This is a genomic window from Aneurinibacillus danicus (assembly GCF_007991215.1).
GTDB classification, from domain to species: Bacteria; Bacillota; Bacilli; order Aneurinibacillales; family Aneurinibacillaceae; genus Aneurinibacillus; species Aneurinibacillus danicus.
The window spans coordinates 1-16,365 of the sequence record NZ_BJXX01000189.1 but is presented as its reverse complement, the minus strand read 5'-3'; the positions used below and the strand labels follow the sequence as shown (position 1 = coordinate 16,365).

The window sequence follows — 16,365 nt, the reverse complement described above, 5'->3', positions numbered from 1 at the left end:
GGAAAGCAGATATTACTTTACAGTGATAAAGCAACATATGCTTTCCCTCATTTTCAAATGGTTGTCGAGTGAATCTTAATGTTTTTAACATAAATTGAAACATTTCGTATGGCAGTACGTAAAAAATACTAACAAAAAAATGTTGAAGAGGTGTCAAAAAAATAGTGAAAAAGAAAGGGGTATACGATATGAGAAACATAATGTTACTACTTGTCATTTTCTCATCCATGATGTTGAGTGCATGTTCTCTTTTAGAGGAGGCCAATACTTCATTAGAATACGTAAATCAAGCTACAGAACACATAAATACATTACGTGATTTTGCAGAACAAGCACCGCAAATGGTCAAAGATGCGGCTGTAAATCCAGAAGCAAAGCAGGAACTTGAGAACCGATTGAATGCTTTAAAAGAGGATGTAGAACAATTTAATAAGATTGATACCCCCGCAATTGCAGAAGAGATTCATCAGCAATTAGTAGATAAAAATGAAGCAGTAGTACAAGAGATAAATAAAGTGGTGGAAAGCGGTCACCTGGCAATTGATAAGCTTGAAAACACACAATTATTTACTACAATTAATGATATAATCACTCTACTCGATCGAATTGAAAAATTAGGACTCTGAGTGCTTCACCGGTGGGTGAAGTTTTTTTTCATTTTGTCATTGAAGCGAATTCAAAATGGAACCTGGATTGCTGACTGTAAGCGTATTCGTGTTATCGCTATTTTACTACGTATTCGATATTTTAATTGACGATAAAAGGCATGGCGGTTGCGCTATGCCTTTTACTTTTATGATAGGACAACTTATACAGTGTATCTACATATGTAACATGATACATGTGTAACATGATATACACGTATCATATTTGTTACACATATCATCTCTTTTCCAATAATTCCGGCATTATTTAGAAAATTTTGATTAGACATAATTATTGCTTTATTAGAAATTGAATCTTATAAAAGAGGGAGGATGCTTAATATGATAAAAAAACGATGTATTCCAATGATGTGTCTTGCCTTAGTAGTAGGTATGTTACTGAGTGGATGTAGCCCTACCGCTTCTACGTCTGCCGGTCAGGGAAAAGAAGCAGGTGAAGCGGGGAAGGTAAAAATTACAATGGCTCAGGGCGGTGATGGATTAATTTGGTTGGCAAGCTATGTTGCCCACGAAAAAAAATTGTTTGAAGCCGAGGGATTAGAAGTTGAAACCGTAAAGATGGATGGGGGTTCCAAAGCCACTCAAGCTGTTATTGCAGGAGAAGCCGTTGCACAGGCGCAAAGCACAATCCATTCTTTGAAAGCGGTTTCAGAAGAGAATGATTTGATTTCTGTAGCTGTGTTAAACAAAGAGTTTCCCGTATTTTCCGCGATTAGTAATGAAGCAGCACAAAAAGCTGGAATTACAAAAGATATGGCGGTTGAAGAGCAGATTAAACGGCTTAAAGGATTAAAAATTGGCATTTCTTCGCCCGGCAGTTCAACAGATTTATTGATCCGTTTTCTTCTAAAAAAGGTAGGTCTTAACCCGGATACGGATGTCACTCTAACACCATTTGGAAAAGGTGATGCTCTGTTGGCCGCGTTGGAAAAAGGCGCAATTGACGTATTTCTCTACCCGTCTCCATACGCCGAAATGGCCGAAGCCAAGGGGAAAGGAATGGTAATTATCAATCCGAATAAAGTAAAAGAACTTCAGGGATTTGCCTATTTAACATTGCAAGTGAACAAAAAATTCATTGAAGAAAACCCTGAAACTGTGAAAAAGCTTGTACGCGCTTACGCTAAAGCCAGCGCTTTCATACGCGAAGATGAGAAAGGTACTAAGGAGATCATCAAGAAACAGTTTCCAGCGCTTGATGAAAAGGTGGTTGACTTGTCTTACCAAAATAACATAGCTGCTTATCCGAAAGATACAGAGGAGATGTTGATGACACCACAACAGTTCTCACAAAATTTAGAATGGTTGAACATGACGGAGAAAAAACCGGTTCAACTTAACCAAGAACAGGTGGTAAACCAATCCTTTATAGAAAAGACGGCAAAGTAACCGCCAACAAGGAGGTAGCTTTATGGAAAGTACGGAAGTGGCCGCATATAGTAAGCGCGTCCAAATTACAAGAATGATTGTGGTTGTCGTCCTTCTTATTATATGGGAAGTAACGGCAAGAGCAGGAGTAATGGATGTTTCATGGAGTAGCTATCCCTCCCAAATTTTTGGGCAACTTTCAAAGTGGGCTATGGAAGGAATACTTTGGGTGCATATAGGAACCACATTAAATGAAATGTTTTGGGGTTTTTTGCTCGGAAGCGCAATGGGAATCGTGGCGGCTTTAATTAACGGACGGGCACAGACGCTAGAGAAAACCCTTAATCCCTATATATTAGCCATTTACAGTGTACCGCCTGTAGCCCTTGCCCCCCTCTTTATTCTCTGGTTTGGACTGGGGGTTACAGGGAAGATTTTCTTGATTGCTTCTATTGTCTTCTTTCTTGTTTACCTCAATACACTTGCCGGAGTAAAGGAAGTAGACCAGGATTTAATTGATTCTATGCGAATCATGGGGGCAGATGAGAAAACCATATATACCCGAGTAATTATTCCGAACGCCGGTATTTGGATTCTAACTGGCCTAAAGCAGGCTGTACCCAAGGCAATTACTGGGGCTATTGCGGCTGAAATGATGGCTGCAAAGAGCGGAATGGGATACCTCATTATGGAGTCTTCTTCAATGCTGGATATTGGCGGGGTGCTCGCTTCCCTTGTTGTTTTATTAATTGTTGGATTAGCGTTGACAGAACTAGTCAGTAGGGTAGAGCGATTTCTTTTGCGATGGAAAACGGCTTAAAAAGACAAAAAGCAGAGGTGAGAAGAAAATGATTGATATACAGAATCTCTCAAAGGTGTTCCGATCCGGAGGTACTACGCATGTGGCGCTGCAGAAAGTTAATTTAAAGATAGACAAAGGAGAGTTCGTCTCCTTTGTTGGGCCGAGTGGTTGCGGGAAGTCTACTTTGCTTAATATGATTGCCGGGCTGATCCAACCAAGTGAAGGTTCGCTTTTATACGAAGGAGAGCCGGTTGCTGGTATTAACCAAAAAGTAGGTTATATGACACAGAAAGATACACTGCTGCCATGGCGGACTACAGAAGCAAACATCAGCGTACCTTTGGAAATACGGAAAATATCAAATGCAGAAAAAAAGGAAAAGGTAATGCGTTATATTGACATGGTGAATTTGCGCGGATTTGAGAACCATTACCCTATGCAGTTATCCGGCGGCATGCGCAAACGGGCTGCTCTTGCCCGAACCCTGATTTACGATCCTGATACCATTTTAATGGATGAACCGTTCGGTGCATTGGATGCCCAGCTTAAGCTGGTTATGCAGGATGAACTATTGCGTATTTGGCGTGAAACTCAAAAAACAATTATTTTCGTTACTCATGATTTAGGAGAAGCCATTAACCTTTCTGATCGCGTGGTTGTTTTTGGAGCAAAACCCGGGCGAATTAGGATGATTAAAAAAATCGATCTTCCTCGTTCTCGGGATGTATTCAAAATTCGTTTTCACCCTCATTATGGAGAAATTTATGAAGAGTTATGGGACGTATTGGAGCAAGACGTTGGCAAAGGAGAGGTTGTATGAAGAATGAAGCCGTCACGATAGAAGAGTTGCATTCAGTCCAGCAGGTTAAACCGGAAAGTTATTCGGTTACTAAGAATGTAAACCGATTATGGATGAATCGAATCCTTATCGGTGTTGTGTTTTTGGCCTTCTGGCAATTTGCATCAGGGCGGTTAATTAAGCCTTTCTGGGTGAGCGATCCTTATTCGATCGCGCTTCGTTTATATGAGTGGTTTTCCACGGGATTTATATGGATCCACATACAGGCAACTTTAAGTGAGATGTTGATAGGATTGGCTTTAGGTTCATTGCTAGCGGTTATTGGAGGATTGCTATTAGGAAGTTCCCGTTTTCTGGGCGATGTCTTCTATCCGATTATTCTTGGACTGTACAGTGTTCCACGTATCGCTCTCGTACCTCTCTTCGTTGTTTGGTTCGGGATTGGTATGGCATCCAAAGTTGTGCTTGTTACTGTAGTGGTGTTTTTTCTTGTATTTTTTAACGCTTTTACCGGGGTACGCGATGTTGACCAGGATTTAATTAATACATTACGGATAATGGGAGCCAGTAAACGAGATATCTTTTTGAAAGTTATTATTCCTGGTGCTTCTCGCTGGGTGTTCACTGGTCTGCGATTGGCAGTTCCTTATTCGTTAATGGGTGCCGTAACAGGAGAAATTATTGTAGCAAATCAGGGAATAGGCTACCTCGTGAGCTGGTCCTCGGGAATGTTTGATAGCACGGGAATGATGGCAGCCCTGTTCATTTTGATGATTTGTGGTGTGGTGGCGGATACCATCGTAACACGTGTGGAATCTAAAGCATTGATCTGGAAACGAAATGAGTAACGAAAAATGCATACGATAGGGGAGAATAAAATGAATCCAAGGGAGAAACTACGTGAGCTTTTAAATAGTGGAGAAACAATTGTAACTCCGGGAGCGTTTGACGCACTGTCAGCCAAATTGATAGAAAAAGCAGGTTTTCCAGCACTCTATATGACAGGGTACGGGACTACGGCAAGTCGTTTGGCCAAGCCGGATATTGGGCTGCTGACGATGAGTGAGATGGTTGATAATGTAAAAAACATTTCAACATCTGTCCAAATCCCTTTATTGGCGGATGGCGATACAGGATACGGAAATGTGATGAATGTTCGCCGAACCATTGAGGAGTACGAAGCGGCAGGAGCAGCCGCGATTCAGCTTGAAGATCAGGTTTTCCCAAAGCGTTGTGGACATATGGATGGGAAACAGGTAATTTCTGTAGAAGAACAGGTGCAGAAAATTAGAGCAGCAGCATCTGCCCGCAAAAATTCCGATTTTCTGATTATCGCGAGGACGGATGCACGAGCCGTTATTGGTTTTGATGAAGCTGTTCAACGTGCACTGGCTTATCAAGAGGCAGGGGCAGATATTCTGTTTATTGAAGCTCCACAAAGCGTAGAAGAAATGCGGGAAATTGGACGGATTTTTAAAGGAGTGCCACTGGTAGCGAACATGGTAGAGAACGGTAAGACACCTCTTTTAACTAAAAAAGAACTTTCAGATATGGGCTACAGAATCATCATTTATCCGGCGACACTTTTGTTTGCTGCTACCTTGGCAATGCAGAATAGTTTAGAAGTTCTTAAGAACGAGGGAACAACCAGGGAAAAACTAGCTCAATTTATTACATTTGAACAGTTTAATCAACTCGTTCACCTCGATTCATTACGCGATTGGGAGGAGCAGTTTAAGGTGCCGCAATACAAGTAACAAAAGCTTTTTGAATATCTATCTACTGTGACCAAAGGGGAAACAGATAAAAAAGAGAAATAAAATAATAACTAACTCTTTGGGCAGGTGGTAGAATGACAATTCGACTTTTACTGTTTAGTCACGAAAGGCTTACCCGTGAGATGAAGGATGTTCTCAAGGAATTAAGCTGCAAATATAACCTTGATGTAGTAAACGCCATTTTTGAACGGGCTGTTGAGCTTGCCCGTCAATATGAGCAAGAGGGAACATATGATGCATTTATTTCGGGAGGTTCAAATGTGTCTGTCCTTCGCGAACATGTGGAGGTACCGGTAGTTAGTTTTAAAGTGACTGGCTTCGATTTGCTTCGTTCTATTCTTCATATTCGAAAACAAACCGATCGAGTATCGGTCATTAGTTTTAAGCAAGACATTCCGGAACTGGATGAGATTCGGGAATTATTAAATACGGACATTGAACAGTATGCCTTTACTACAGAAAAAGAATTAGAAGAACAAATTATAAAATTGAAAAATGAAAGATGCGGTATTGTAAGTACAAGCTTGGTTTGCTATCTGGCTGAGAAGTACCAAATCCCTAATAAATTGATTTATTCTCGCCGTGCTTTAATCGAGGCAGTAGAGAGTGCTTATGAAATGGCGCTTTCCAAGCGTAGAGAAATGGATCGTGCAAAAAGTTTTAAAACGATTATTGATTTTGCATACAGCGGTATTATTGCAATGGATGAGAAAGGGACGGTAACTGTATTTAATCCAGAAGCGGAGAGGATTATGGGAAAGGTGGCCGAGTCTGTTATAGGTAAACCCATACACGAAACGGTCGATAATCCCCAAATGATGAATGTCCTCAACACCGGGGTTCCTGAATTAAACCAAATCTATAAAATAGGCGATACGGAAATCTTGATAAACAAGGTGCCAATTATGGTGAATAACTCGATTACCGGCGCTGTGGCCACATTTCAAGACGTGGCTACAATTCAAAAGGCGGAAGCAAAAATAAGACAAAATCTCTTCGCCAAGGGCTTTGTCGCTAAATACTCTTTTCATCACATCATTGGGAAGAGCACAGCAATGCGGCAGACGGTAGAAAGAGCCAAGCAATTCGCTTTTACTAATTCCACCATACTCATACGTGGTGAATCGGGAACGGGAAAGGAACTGTTTGCTCAGAGCATCCATAACCATAGCGTACGTAAACACGGGCCATTTGTGGCCGTGAACTGTGCCGCACTTTCAGAAAGCCTGTTGGAAAGTGAATTGTTTGGATATGACCAGGGGGCCTTTACGGGAGCGCGGAAGGAGGGGAAAATAGGGCTGTTTGAGCTGGCTCACGGTGGAACCATTTTCCTTGATGAGGTTACAGAGATTCCTTTATCCGTGCAATCACGTCTGCTGCGTGTACTCCAGCAGCGTGAAGTCATGCGGGTAGGCAGCGATCGTATCATTCCTGTAGATATCCGGGTAATTGCAGCTACAAACCGGGATATAAAAAAATTAGTGCAGGAAAATAAGTTTAGAGAGGATTTGTTCTACCGAATCAATGTGTTGGAACTACATTTACCTCCCCTTCGGGCCCGCAAAGAGGATTTTGCTGACTTGATTATCAACCTAGTCCGGAAACACAATCCAAATAAAATCGCTGAATTGGAAGCCCTTTTGCCCCGGATTTGTTCGCGTCTTGCATCCTATGATTGGCCAGGAAACATTCGGGAGCTTGAAAACATGGTCGAACGTTTTCTTATTCTAGTTCAGCATTGGAAAATAGAACATTGGGAAACGCTTCTTCATGAAGCGCTGTATGGAGTTGAATGGGAGAAAGGGAATTACAATCACTCATTAATGAATGGGGTTGCAGGAGGAGATACAAAGTGTTTGTTGTATGAAAGAGTTCTGCGTGAGACAGGAGGAAACAAATCAGAAGCAGCCAGACGACTTGGCGTTAGCCGGATGACACTATGGAGATATTTTAAAAATAACAGGAAAGAATAGTAATTTAGTAGAAATGACGAGGAAACAATGGGAGAGCTTCTTGCTTTCCTATTCTTTGTTTAAGGTTTCTGTTCCCATTCATGCAGCATTGGCAACCTCTCCTGTTGCAATGGCCTTTATCATTCCGATTGCATTAGGAGGAGGGATTGGATACATTACTGGAGGATTCCTCGATTTCATGCTCTTATTACAGGTGTTGATTGGAACAATGTGCGGTGCTTATATTGGGGCTAAGTTTACAAACTTTGCACCCGAACTATGCCTTCGGTGAACTTCCAAAGGAATCCTTAACACGAGGATATACTGCTATATTGTGCGCATGGAGCAATGTTTTAGCTTCCTCAATGTTTCCTTCAGCTAAATAATTAATAATATCTATATGCTCACGTAAAGATTTTTTTATTGCTTCCTCTTTCATAAAGGATATGGTTTGTAAAGAAATTAAAGGACTGGCCAGCCTGGAATACGTATTTTGAATAACTTCACTACGACTGGCCAAAATCAACTGAAAATGAAATTCATAATTTAATTTAGCATATTGCTTTATATCAATTTTATGGCTTTCCATCTTTGAAATAATATTTCGCATTTCTTGTAAACAACTTTCTTTTTCTTGAAATTCCATACGGCTAATTGACAGTTGTTCCAGGAAATTTCTGATTTCTAAAATATCGCGTATTTCTTCCAGGGTAAACCCTTTTACAACTGTACCTTTTCTGGGAATTTTATGTACATATCCTTCCAAACTTAATAAATAAAAAGCTTCTCGTACCGGAGCTCTGCTTGTTCCGAATATATCAGAATATTTTGCTTCCAGTAATTTATCTCCAGCTTTGAGTTCCCCCTGCATGATTTCATCTATAATGCTTTCTTTAATAAAATTCGGGAGAGCAAGATTATCAACTGACCTTTTTTTCATATCCATACCACCATTTATATTCTTGTTAACGATAATTATAAAGAAGATTGTCAGCTTTTATCAACTTTTCAGTATCCATAACAAAAAAGACAGTTCAAAAAACTGCCTTTTTTGTTTTTAGTTTAGTCATGCGCTCAACTTTCTACTACTTAATCACAACTTTCCTGTTCTGAATAACTCCTTGCTCTTCCAGTCGTTTCATTTCTAATTCTGTATAACCTAATTCCTTAAGAATGAATTCATTATGCTCACCTAATAAAGGTGCGGGTGTTTCGATAGAGCCTGGATTCTTAGATAGTTTAATTGGAATCCCCGGCATCATAATTCGTCCCGCAACGGGATGATCCTGATAAACAATCATGTCTCGAGCCTTCACTTGAGGATGTTCTACAACATTGGCCACATCATTAATTGGACCCGCAGGAATTCCAGCTTCTTCAAATATTTTTAGCCACGCATCTACTTCCCGCTTACTGATAATTTCATTCATAATAGGCTCCAGCACATCCCAGTTATTGGTACGGTCACCATTCGTTTTAAATCGAGGATCTTCAGCCAATTCTTCTCTTTCAACGGTGTAGCACCACTTTTGCCAAAGATGATCGTTACCCAGTGCAATCACCACGTACCCATTAGATGCTGTAAAGACAGCAAATGGTGTAATGGACGGATGACGATTGCCGGTTGGCTTAGGTGAAACTCCTGAAACCGCAAAACGGGCTATCGCATTCTCAAGAATGGCAACCTGGGAATCTAACATGGAAACATCGACCTTCTGTCCTTTGCCTGTCTCTTTACGTTTATTTAAGGCAGCAAGAATGCCAATCGTAGTAAATAATCCTGATGTAATGTCACCGATGGAAGCTCCCACTCTCGTAGGGGGACCGTCCGGATCACCTGTCAAGCTCATAATTCCCCCCATGCCCTGAACAATCAAATCATAGGCCGCTTTTTGACTATATGGACCGGTGTGTCCAAAACCTGAAGTCGCCGCATAGATGATGCCGGGATTAATTTTTTCAAGTTCGTCATATCCCAGACCGAGCTTTTCCATTGTCCCCGGACGAAAATTTTCTAAAACGATATCCGCTTTTCTTACTAGCTTTAGAAAAATTTCTTTCCCCTCTTCAGTCTTTAAATTAAGAGATAGGCTCTTTTTATTCCGGTTAAGACTAATAAAATATACGCTTTCCCCATTTACAAAAGGACCGAATCCTCTTGAATCGTCTCCTCCATCAGGGTTCTCAATCTTAATAATGTCCGCTCCTAAATCCCCGAGTATCATGGAAGCATAAGGACCCGCTAATACCCTTGTCAAATCTAGCACACGTACACCCTGTAAAACTTTTTCCATTATCATTTCTCTCCTTTACCTTTATTTTTAATTGGACTGAAACCTTCCCTGGCAAAGCAAGCCGTTTTTTAGGGAGCGGGTGGATCGTATCGGATACAGCAATGGGAGAGCTTTTCTCCTCTATGTCCGATCCCGTTACCCGGTTAATGGTTATCCTACGATCAAGCGATCAAGACGAATACGAGCCAAGCGAGCCCTGGTCCGAGAGCGACGACGACAGCGGACACGAGCAAGAGTTGTCTGAAAAACACTCGCTCGTTCATGCCCTGCGCGTTTGCGAGCAGCAACGCTCCGTTTGTGGAGAAAGGGCTTAAATCAACAATACTGGAGGCAACCGAGATCATTGAGATTACGCCGATAGACGAAATGGTCGGATCCTGCAGGATAGGAGCCACGAGCGGAATGATAGCCGCCAGGAAACCTGTTGTTGAGGCAAAGGCCGAGACAATCCCTCCTATATATGACGCCGCGAGAGCTGCGATCATAGGGTTATTCACACTGGCTATTAGCTCGGTCATATAGTCAATCGCTCCGATTTTTTCCATAACACCAACGTATGTCACGATTCCCGTGACCATAAGGATCACTGACCATGGCATACGTCCGAGCACCTCGGCTTGCTTTTTTGGAGCCATCAATGCCAGCGCCAGAGCCACCATGAACGCCGCAAAACCCATGTTCACATCGAACCCAAGAGCCAGCACGAGGAGGATAACTATGCCCGCAAGCGTGACTCCTTTATACAGAGTAAACCCTTCTTTTTTGCTTAGTGTGTTGTCTGCCACAGTAGCCGCTATTTCTACCTGAGCTGCCTTAGCAGCGGCCGAGTTTTTCAATAAACGAAGCCCGCCGAAAATAATGAATACAAGAATCGCAACAACTGCGCAAAACGCAAAGGTGTTTACGAAGAGCAACCCTGGCGAATGAGGTAGGTCTTTCGATTCCATGACATTGTTGACGATCAGGCCAAAGATATTTAGCGGTGAAAAGGATCCGGCAGTCGCTCCCGTAACAACCAATATGCCCATCAAGAGAGGTTTGATGTTGTATTGGAAAGCTAACCGTAATGCGATCGGGGCTATGATCGAGACAACTGCAATAGCCGAAGTACCAACGCTGGCCAGCAGGGCGCTCAGTATGAACATGACCCATGGTATGAGACCTAAATTACCTTTGACCAGCCGGAGGCCCCAGCGAGTGATCAAGTCGATGGTTCCGTTGTTCTGGACAAGAGCGAACAAGTAGGTGACCCCCGCAAGAAGGATGAACAGGTTCCCTGGAAAAGCTTGAAAGATGTCGTCAACTTTCATTCCACTGATGAGGGAACCGACCACAAAAGCGGCGACGAAGCCCATAATCCCGATGTTGATCGGCAAAGCCGAGCCGATAACGAACATAATCAGAAGCACGATGATTGTGATGAGTTCTAAACTCATGTGATCTCCCTCCGATAAATAGAATTAAACTTAAAATTAAGAATAATAAAATTATAGTAACCGCTTACAAAATGGTGTAAAGATTATTTGAATCTTGGCTGGCGCTTCTCTGCAAAAGCGAGGCATCCTTCTGGAAAATCAATTGGATCAACGAAACTCCAGGGAACATCCTCCTGCCATTGACAAAGTTCAACAGCTCTTTTTACAGATTTCAAAGAAGCTAAAGACTGATTCATAATGACATTAGCCATATCCAATACGACTCGATCCAAATCATCATTTTTTACTAGTCGATTAAGCATCCCTAATTGATACGCCTCATGAGCATTGTAAATTTTCCCTGTATAAACGAGTTCTTTTGCGCGGCTTGGTCCGATTAGCCTTACGATTCGTCGCATAAAGGAAGGTCCTACGGTAATGCCCAGACGTCCTACAGGAATACCCATTTTTGTATTGAAGGTACCTATACGGAGATCACACGCAAGGGATAATATGAGGCCCGCTCCCATTGCCGGTCCATCAATTGCCCCTATAACCGGAATGGGAAGGCTTTCAAAAATAGAAATAGCCTCTTCCATAATCCCAAAGGTTTCATTTGCTTCTATAGTTGACATCTCAGTGAATTCTTTTATGTCTGAGCCTGCTGTAAATTGTCCAGGACATCCGCGTATAATGAGAACTTTGGTTTTAGTAGACTCTTTTACCTCTTTTCCGATACGGATTAACTCTTTCCACATATTTGATGACAATGCATTGCGAGCGGTTGGACGATTCATAGTGACGATAGTGATTTTTGAGGTTTGTTGAAAGGTAATTTTTCCATCTTCAACTCTTTTAATGAGAACCTTCACTAAAACTCTCTCCTTTACACTCATGACCAGATCTGAATCACAATTTCTAATGTCAATAAAGAACTTGGAATAAATCGTTCCCCCCTTTTAAGTCGATTGTCGACAAATAAATCATAACAAACCCGGAATTAACTAGTCAATATTTTCTTTATTGTATGAATATTTTATATATTCTAATCAACTGATTGTTAATCATGCTAAGTAGCCAAAAAATAAAGGATCGTACATTTGCCTGACGTCTTCAAACAAACGAAAAAGCAAAGCATTTCGCTTTGCTTTATGCATTATAAACGCTGTACATGATACAGTCCGTAACCAGGTAAAGAAGGAATTGGTTTTGGATCGGAAATTAAGCCGTATGATGGTTGCTGAAAGGCGATACGAGCCAGCCGATGAGTCAAATCGGCCACATTCATTGATTCCATATCGTTCAGACTAAAAAATCCAGCATCATCGACCTCTACTTTATCCGGTTGAGGATGTCCTTCTACATAGTCCATCAAAAAAACAAGGTAAACATTGTGTACATTACGCGGTAGGTCCCCAAGTGCTATAATGCCATTCACTCTGGTAGTGATTCCTGTTTCCTCGAATACTTCCCGGACAATGGTTTTCTCAATCGGTTCATATTGCTCGATATAACCGCCCGGATTCGTCCATAAACCTTTTCCCGGGTCCTGGCGCCGGCGAACAAGCAGGATTTTTTCGTCCTTCATTATGAGTGCGCCAACACCAATACTGTAATTTCCCCAAAAGACAAAGCTGCAGCCAGGGCAGGCCTTCCGATTCTCTCCTCCTATGTTGCGGATTTCCAAACGCTGACCACAAGACAAACAATAATGAGCTTCCACGTCATACTCCCCTTTACCTACCATGTAAATCAAAAGATTGTATCATCAATCTAAACTTTTCAATATAAAGTGGTTAGCTAAGCAAAACAAACCGAAGAAAATATGCTATTTCCCAAACGCGAAAAACCCGGAAAACGGCCTGATTCGGCTGAATTTCGGGTTTTTGTGGCTTGTGGGCTTACCTGCCACAATACTCATTATCAGACGTTATTCATCTTTTCCGATTTTGTTGTCATGTTGCTAGCTATAAGCAAACTTGCTTAATTTGAATTCTGCTGAATGCTCTGTATGGACCTGCCTCCGACTCCCCAATTTTCACGCTCGACTTCCTGAACAACCACAAAGGTCGACTCCGGCTTGCTTCCAAGCACCTCCTGTATCACTTTCGTTACCCCGTTAATAACCTGTTCCTTCTGTTCTGTTGATGCTCCTTTTAAAATTTGCACGTTTAAATATGGCATGTGCAACGCCTCCTGTGTGGATTTTTTAATTTCAAAATTAATTCTAATTTAGATTTTCAAAAAAATAAACACGAATGTTACTGAAGGAGCACATCGCTTGTATGTATTCTTTAAGTGTAGAGTCTCTGTTGTTTTAATAAAATTAAAATTCAGATAATTTATTGACATTTACGTACATAGTTATTAAAATAAAGTTAAAACATGAATCATATTTCAACTTTTGTAGAAAGAGTGACATCATGATGAAAAAAAGTTACGCAAAGTTAGAACCCAGAACCCAGAGAGGCATGAAGACTAAGCAAAAGCTTCTGGATGCAGCGGAAATTGTTTTCGGAGAAAAGGGATTTCATCAGGCGAGTATTGTGGACATTACGCAACAGGCGAAGGTATCGATGGGTACTTTTTATACCTATTTTGAATCGAAAGAAGATATCTTCCGGGAGTTGGTAATGAGCATGCAAAAAAATATGAGAAAAGCGATCAAAATCGGCACACAGGGAATCACAGACCGAATCGAACTGGAAAGAGAAGGATTCCGCATCTTCTTTCAGTTCCTGCAAAAACACAGGTATTTGTACCGTTTGTTCCGGCAGGCTGAATTCGTTGATGTAGAGCTTCACCGAAGTTATTTTGAAACCTTCTCCAGAGGGTATATTAGCGGACTGCAAGATTCGATGGAAAAAGGGGAAATCAGGGCATATAACCCGGAGCTTCTTGCTTACTGCTTCATGGGGATCATGGATTACGTAGGAATGAAGTGGGTTCTATGGGAACAACAGGAAGTAACGGATGAATTCATCGACGAATTGGTTTGCTTTATAAAAAACGGCATTGGGAAGCCTTAACGTATTCGATTAGGTATTTCAAATATTGCGAAATACTTAATATAAAACAAAGTTCGATCTACATGGAGGGATGAAGGTGAATTATTCATTGTCAGAAGAACAAGAAATGATTAAGCCATATTCATTGACAGAGGAACAAGAAATGATCAGGCAAAGCATCCGCAGGTTTGCCCAAGAAAAGGTCGCTCCTCTAGCGGCAGAAATTGAAGAAACCGGGCACTATCCGGATGAATTGGTACAGATGATGAATCAACAGGGAATTATGGGGTTGCCTTATGAAACAAAATATAATGGAGGCGGCGGAAACCTGCTGACGATGTGTGTGGGTATGGAGGAGCTAGCTAAGGTCTGTGCCAACACAGCGATGGTTCCGGTAACCCAGGAGCTGGGTGCAATGCCTATTGTGGTTGGTGGCAGTGAAGAACAAAAACAAAGCTACCTTCCTCAAATCGCAAGCGGTCAATCCAGAATTTCGTTTGCTCTCACTGAGCCAGACGCAGGCTCTGATGTGGCGTCCATGAGAACCAAAGCCGATTTTGACGGACGAAACTATATCATCAACGGTGTCAAGCGGTTTATTTCCTATGCTGATATTGCCGATGAGATGTGCGTGTTTGCCAAAACCGATACTTCCAAAGGGGCGAAAGGTGTAAGCGCATTCGTAGTGGATAAAAAAACCCCGGGGATTACCATCGGCAAAAAGGAAAACAAAATGGGCTTTCGGGGATTTTCCTCCTGTGAAGTTTATTTTGAAAATGTGGTCGTTCCGGCTGAAAATAGATTGGGTGAAGAGGGAGATGGCTTTAAGATTGCCATGAAGACCCTCGATAAGACGCGGCCGCTTGTAGGGGTGATTGGAGTAGGATTGGCGCAGGGGGCACTGGATGCGGCTATTGCTTACACAAAGGAAAGAAAGCAGTTCGGCCAATCGATTTCCCAATTCCAGGGTCTTCAATGGATGATGGCGGACATGGCCATGCAAATTGAGGCGGCGAGGCAGCTGGTCTATAAATCGGCATCTGTGATTGACCAGGGAGAACCCGGTGGCGCGATGTACGGTGCAATGGCCAAGTGCTATGCCACCGATGTTGCCATGAAAGTAACCATGGATGCGGTACAACTGCTTGGCGGAGTGGGATATATGAAAGAGTTCCCCACAGAGCGATATTTCAGGCAGGCCAAGCTGCTGCAAATTGTAGAAGGAACCAACCAAATTCAGCGAGTGGTTATTGCCCATCAATTATTGAAGTAGGCTGGAGAGATTGGAATGGCGGGGCCGTCGGCAATCCAATTATGCCGATTTACCGTTCATAAAGAAGTCATATATGTTCTGGATCACTCTAGCAATGAAGTTTTATCTATACCTTTTATATTCTGAAAATTATATTTTTTATAAATAATTTAAATAATTAGCCAAATGCTTAATAGGAGGATTATAAATGGATTTTGTTACGTTGGAAGTGAAAGAAAATCATATTGGAGTAGTCACAGTTAACCGTCCGCCGGTCAATGCTATTAATGCGCAGGCCTATCAGGAAATTGCCGATACCTTTTATTCCATTAATGAACGAGACGACATCCGTGTTGTTGTATTTCGGGCGGAAGGGGAGAAAGCTTTTATCGCTGGAAATGATTTGAATGAATTTTTAACCATGAGTCCTGAAAATGCGGGTGAGAGAATGCGGAAGGTGCGTGAGAGCTTCTGGTCTGTCTATGATTGTAGAGTGCCCGTAATCGGGGCCATTAATGGGCATGCCCCGGGGACGGGACTGGCTTATGCCGCAGTATGTGATATCCTGGTCGCTTCGGAGAATGCTACCTTCAGTCTGCCGGAAATCAATGTAGGGGTGATGGGTGGAGCCAAGCATCTCTCCCGACTTGTCCCGCAAATGCTTGTCCGTTATATGCATTATACTGGAGAACCCATGACGGCCAGGGAAATGAAAGAGTATGGAGCCGTTTTGCAAGTGGTTCCAAAAGACCAGTTAGTAGAAGCCGCGCTTGAAGTAGCTAGAAAGATTGCCAAAAAGAGTCCGATTGCCATCAAAATGGCCAAAAAGAGTCTGAACACGATCGAATATATGGACTTGAAAGAAGGCTATAAGTTTGAGCAGGGGTTATCGGGTGAACTTTCAGGTTACGAGGATTCAAAAGAGGCAGTTAGAGCATTTTTTGAAAAGAGAGAGCCGATTTTTAAAGGAAGGTAAAGGTATATTCCTTAGAGTGAAAACAGGCTTCTCAACCCAAAGGAGGTAGTATAACC

General features: G+C 42.0%; 17 protein-coding genes. 11 read left to right on the top strand and 6 right to left on the bottom strand.

From position 1 onward, the window contains the following. The first annotated feature begins 188 nt into the window (after window positions 1–188). The 8 genes from ADA01nite_RS19545 to ADA01nite_RS22280 all read left to right on the top strand — a co-directional run bounded on the left by ADA01nite_RS19545 (window position 189) and on the right by ADA01nite_RS22280 (window position 7,656). The gene (locus ADA01nite_RS19545) at window positions 189–626 is read left to right on the top strand and encodes a DUF6376 family protein (RefSeq protein WP_146812110.1); all 438 of its coding nucleotides are present in this window, start codon (window positions 189–191) and stop codon (window positions 624–626) included. A gap of 360 nt (window positions 627–986) precedes the next feature. Next, complete coding sequence (locus ADA01nite_RS19540; protein WP_170230381.1) at window positions 987–2,054, top strand: ABC transporter substrate-binding protein; 1,068 nt, start codon at window positions 987–989, stop codon at window positions 2,052–2,054. A gap of 22 nt (window positions 2,055–2,076) precedes the next feature. After that, window positions 2,077–2,853, top strand: a complete 777-nt coding sequence (locus ADA01nite_RS19535) for an ABC transporter permease (RefSeq protein ID WP_146812108.1) — start codon at window positions 2,077–2,079, stop codon at window positions 2,851–2,853. A gap of 82 nt (window positions 2,854–2,935) precedes the next feature. Next, a complete protein-coding gene (locus ADA01nite_RS19530) occupies window positions 2,936–3,655 on the top strand; it encodes an ABC transporter ATP-binding protein (protein WP_246147428.1) in 720 nt (239 codons plus the stop codon). Beyond that, the gene (locus ADA01nite_RS19525; RefSeq protein ID WP_170230380.1) at window positions 3,652–4,482 is read left to right on the top strand and encodes an ABC transporter permease; all 831 of its coding nucleotides are present in this window, start codon (window positions 3,652–3,654) and stop codon (window positions 4,480–4,482) included. Before ADA01nite_RS19530 ends, ADA01nite_RS19525 begins: the two co-directional genes overlap by 4 nt. A 30-nt stretch (window positions 4,483–4,512) precedes the next feature. Then, window positions 4,513–5,391: an isocitrate lyase/PEP mutase family protein gene (locus ADA01nite_RS19520; protein WP_146812105.1), complete on the top strand. Its 879-nt coding sequence runs from the start codon at window positions 4,513–4,515 to the stop codon at window positions 5,389–5,391. A 95-nt stretch (window positions 5,392–5,486) separates the two neighbouring features. Further along, on the top strand, window positions 5,487–7,385 hold the full coding sequence (locus ADA01nite_RS19515; RefSeq protein WP_146812104.1) for a sigma 54-interacting transcriptional regulator: 1,899 nt from the start codon (window positions 5,487–5,489) through the stop codon (window positions 7,383–7,385). A gap of 13 nt (window positions 7,386–7,398) precedes the next feature. Next, on the top strand, window positions 7,399–7,656 hold the full coding sequence (locus ADA01nite_RS22280; protein ID WP_146812103.1) for a TSUP family transporter: 258 nt from the start codon (window positions 7,399–7,401) through the stop codon (window positions 7,654–7,656). Here the strand turns inward: ADA01nite_RS22280 and ADA01nite_RS19505 are convergent. The 6 genes from ADA01nite_RS19505 to ADA01nite_RS19480 form a co-directional block, all read right to left on the bottom strand. Continuing rightward, entirely contained in the window at window positions 7,642–8,304 is a 663-nt protein-coding gene (locus ADA01nite_RS19505; protein ID WP_146812102.1) for a GntR family transcriptional regulator, read from the bottom strand. The genes ADA01nite_RS22280 and ADA01nite_RS19505 overlap by 15 nt on opposite strands. Window positions 8,305–8,449: 145 nt before the next feature. Beyond that, window positions 8,450–9,658 carry a CaiB/BaiF CoA transferase family protein gene (locus tag ADA01nite_RS19500; RefSeq protein ID WP_146812101.1) on the bottom strand — a complete coding sequence of 403 codons (1,209 nt, stop codon included), beginning with the start codon at window positions 9,656–9,658 and terminating at the stop codon, window positions 8,450–8,452. A gap of 161 nt (window positions 9,659–9,819) precedes the next feature. Continuing rightward, entirely contained in the window at window positions 9,820–11,094 is a 1,275-nt protein-coding gene (locus ADA01nite_RS19495; protein WP_146812100.1) for an SLC13 family permease, read from the bottom strand. Between the two features lie 83 nt (window positions 11,095–11,177). Beyond that, window positions 11,178–11,945, bottom strand: coding sequence for an enoyl-CoA hydratase/isomerase family protein (locus ADA01nite_RS19490; protein WP_246147427.1), 768 nt, complete (start codon window positions 11,943–11,945; stop codon window positions 11,178–11,180). 284 nt (window positions 11,946–12,229) lie between these two features. Beyond that, a complete protein-coding gene (locus ADA01nite_RS19485; protein WP_146812098.1) occupies window positions 12,230–12,796 on the bottom strand; it encodes an NUDIX domain-containing protein in 567 nt (188 codons plus the stop codon). Window positions 12,797–13,056: 260 nt separating this feature from the next. Continuing rightward, the gene (locus ADA01nite_RS19480; RefSeq protein ID WP_146812097.1) at window positions 13,057–13,257 is read right to left on the bottom strand and encodes a tautomerase family protein; all 201 of its coding nucleotides are present in this window, start codon (window positions 13,255–13,257) and stop codon (window positions 13,057–13,059) included. A gap of 287 nt (window positions 13,258–13,544) precedes the next feature. Between ADA01nite_RS19480 and ADA01nite_RS19475 the strand changes: the two genes are divergently transcribed. The 3 genes from ADA01nite_RS19475 to ADA01nite_RS19465 all read left to right on the top strand — a co-directional run bounded on the left by ADA01nite_RS19475 (window position 13,545) and on the right by ADA01nite_RS19465 (window position 16,309). Beyond that, window positions 13,545–14,102: a TetR/AcrR family transcriptional regulator gene (locus ADA01nite_RS19475; RefSeq protein ID WP_218029588.1), complete on the top strand. Its 558-nt coding sequence runs from the start codon at window positions 13,545–13,547 to the stop codon at window positions 14,100–14,102. Window positions 14,103–14,178: 76 nt separating this feature from the next. Further along, window positions 14,179–15,354 carry an acyl-CoA dehydrogenase family protein gene (locus tag ADA01nite_RS19470; protein ID WP_246147426.1) on the top strand — a complete coding sequence of 392 codons (1,176 nt, stop codon included), beginning with the start codon at window positions 14,179–14,181 and terminating at the stop codon, window positions 15,352–15,354. Between the two features lie 187 nt (window positions 15,355–15,541). Then, a complete protein-coding gene (locus ADA01nite_RS19465; RefSeq protein ID WP_146812095.1) occupies window positions 15,542–16,309 on the top strand; it encodes an enoyl-CoA hydratase-related protein in 768 nt (255 codons plus the stop codon). Window positions 16,310–16,365: the final 56 nt, after the last annotated feature.

Coding starts and splice junctions, on each gene's coding strand:
- ADA01nite_RS19540 (WP_170230381.1), top strand. CDS start 987: ATGATAAAAAAACGATGTATTCCAATGATGTGTCTTGCCTTAGTAGTA.
- ADA01nite_RS19520 (WP_146812105.1), top strand. CDS start 4,513: ATGAATCCAAGGGAGAAACTACGTGAGCTTTTAAATAGTGGAGAAACA.
- ADA01nite_RS19500 (WP_146812101.1), bottom strand. CDS start 9,658: ATGGAAAAAGTTTTACAGGGTGTACGTGTGCTAGATTTGACAAGGGTA.
- ADA01nite_RS19525 (WP_170230380.1), top strand. CDS start 3,652: ATGAAGAATGAAGCCGTCACGATAGAAGAGTTGCATTCAGTCCAGCAG.
- ADA01nite_RS19545 (WP_146812110.1), top strand. CDS start 189: ATGAGAAACATAATGTTACTACTTGTCATTTTCTCATCCATGATGTTG.
- ADA01nite_RS19515 (WP_146812104.1), top strand. CDS start 5,487: ATGACAATTCGACTTTTACTGTTTAGTCACGAAAGGCTTACCCGTGAG.
- ADA01nite_RS19505 (WP_146812102.1), bottom strand. CDS start 8,304: ATGAAAAAAAGGTCAGTTGATAATCTTGCTCTCCCGAATTTTATTAAA.
- ADA01nite_RS19535 (WP_146812108.1), top strand. CDS start 2,077: ATGGAAAGTACGGAAGTGGCCGCATATAGTAAGCGCGTCCAAATTACA.
- ADA01nite_RS19475 (WP_218029588.1), top strand. CDS start 13,545: ATGAAGACTAAGCAAAAGCTTCTGGATGCAGCGGAAATTGTTTTCGGA.
- ADA01nite_RS19495 (WP_146812100.1), bottom strand. CDS start 11,094: ATGAGTTTAGAACTCATCACAATCATCGTGCTTCTGATTATGTTCGTT.
- ADA01nite_RS19480 (WP_146812097.1), bottom strand. CDS start 13,257: ATGCCATATTTAAACGTGCAAATTTTAAAAGGAGCATCAACAGAACAG.
- ADA01nite_RS19465 (WP_146812095.1), top strand. CDS start 15,542: ATGGATTTTGTTACGTTGGAAGTGAAAGAAAATCATATTGGAGTAGTC.
- ADA01nite_RS22280 (WP_146812103.1), top strand. CDS start 7,399: ATGACGAGGAAACAATGGGAGAGCTTCTTGCTTTCCTATTCTTTGTTT.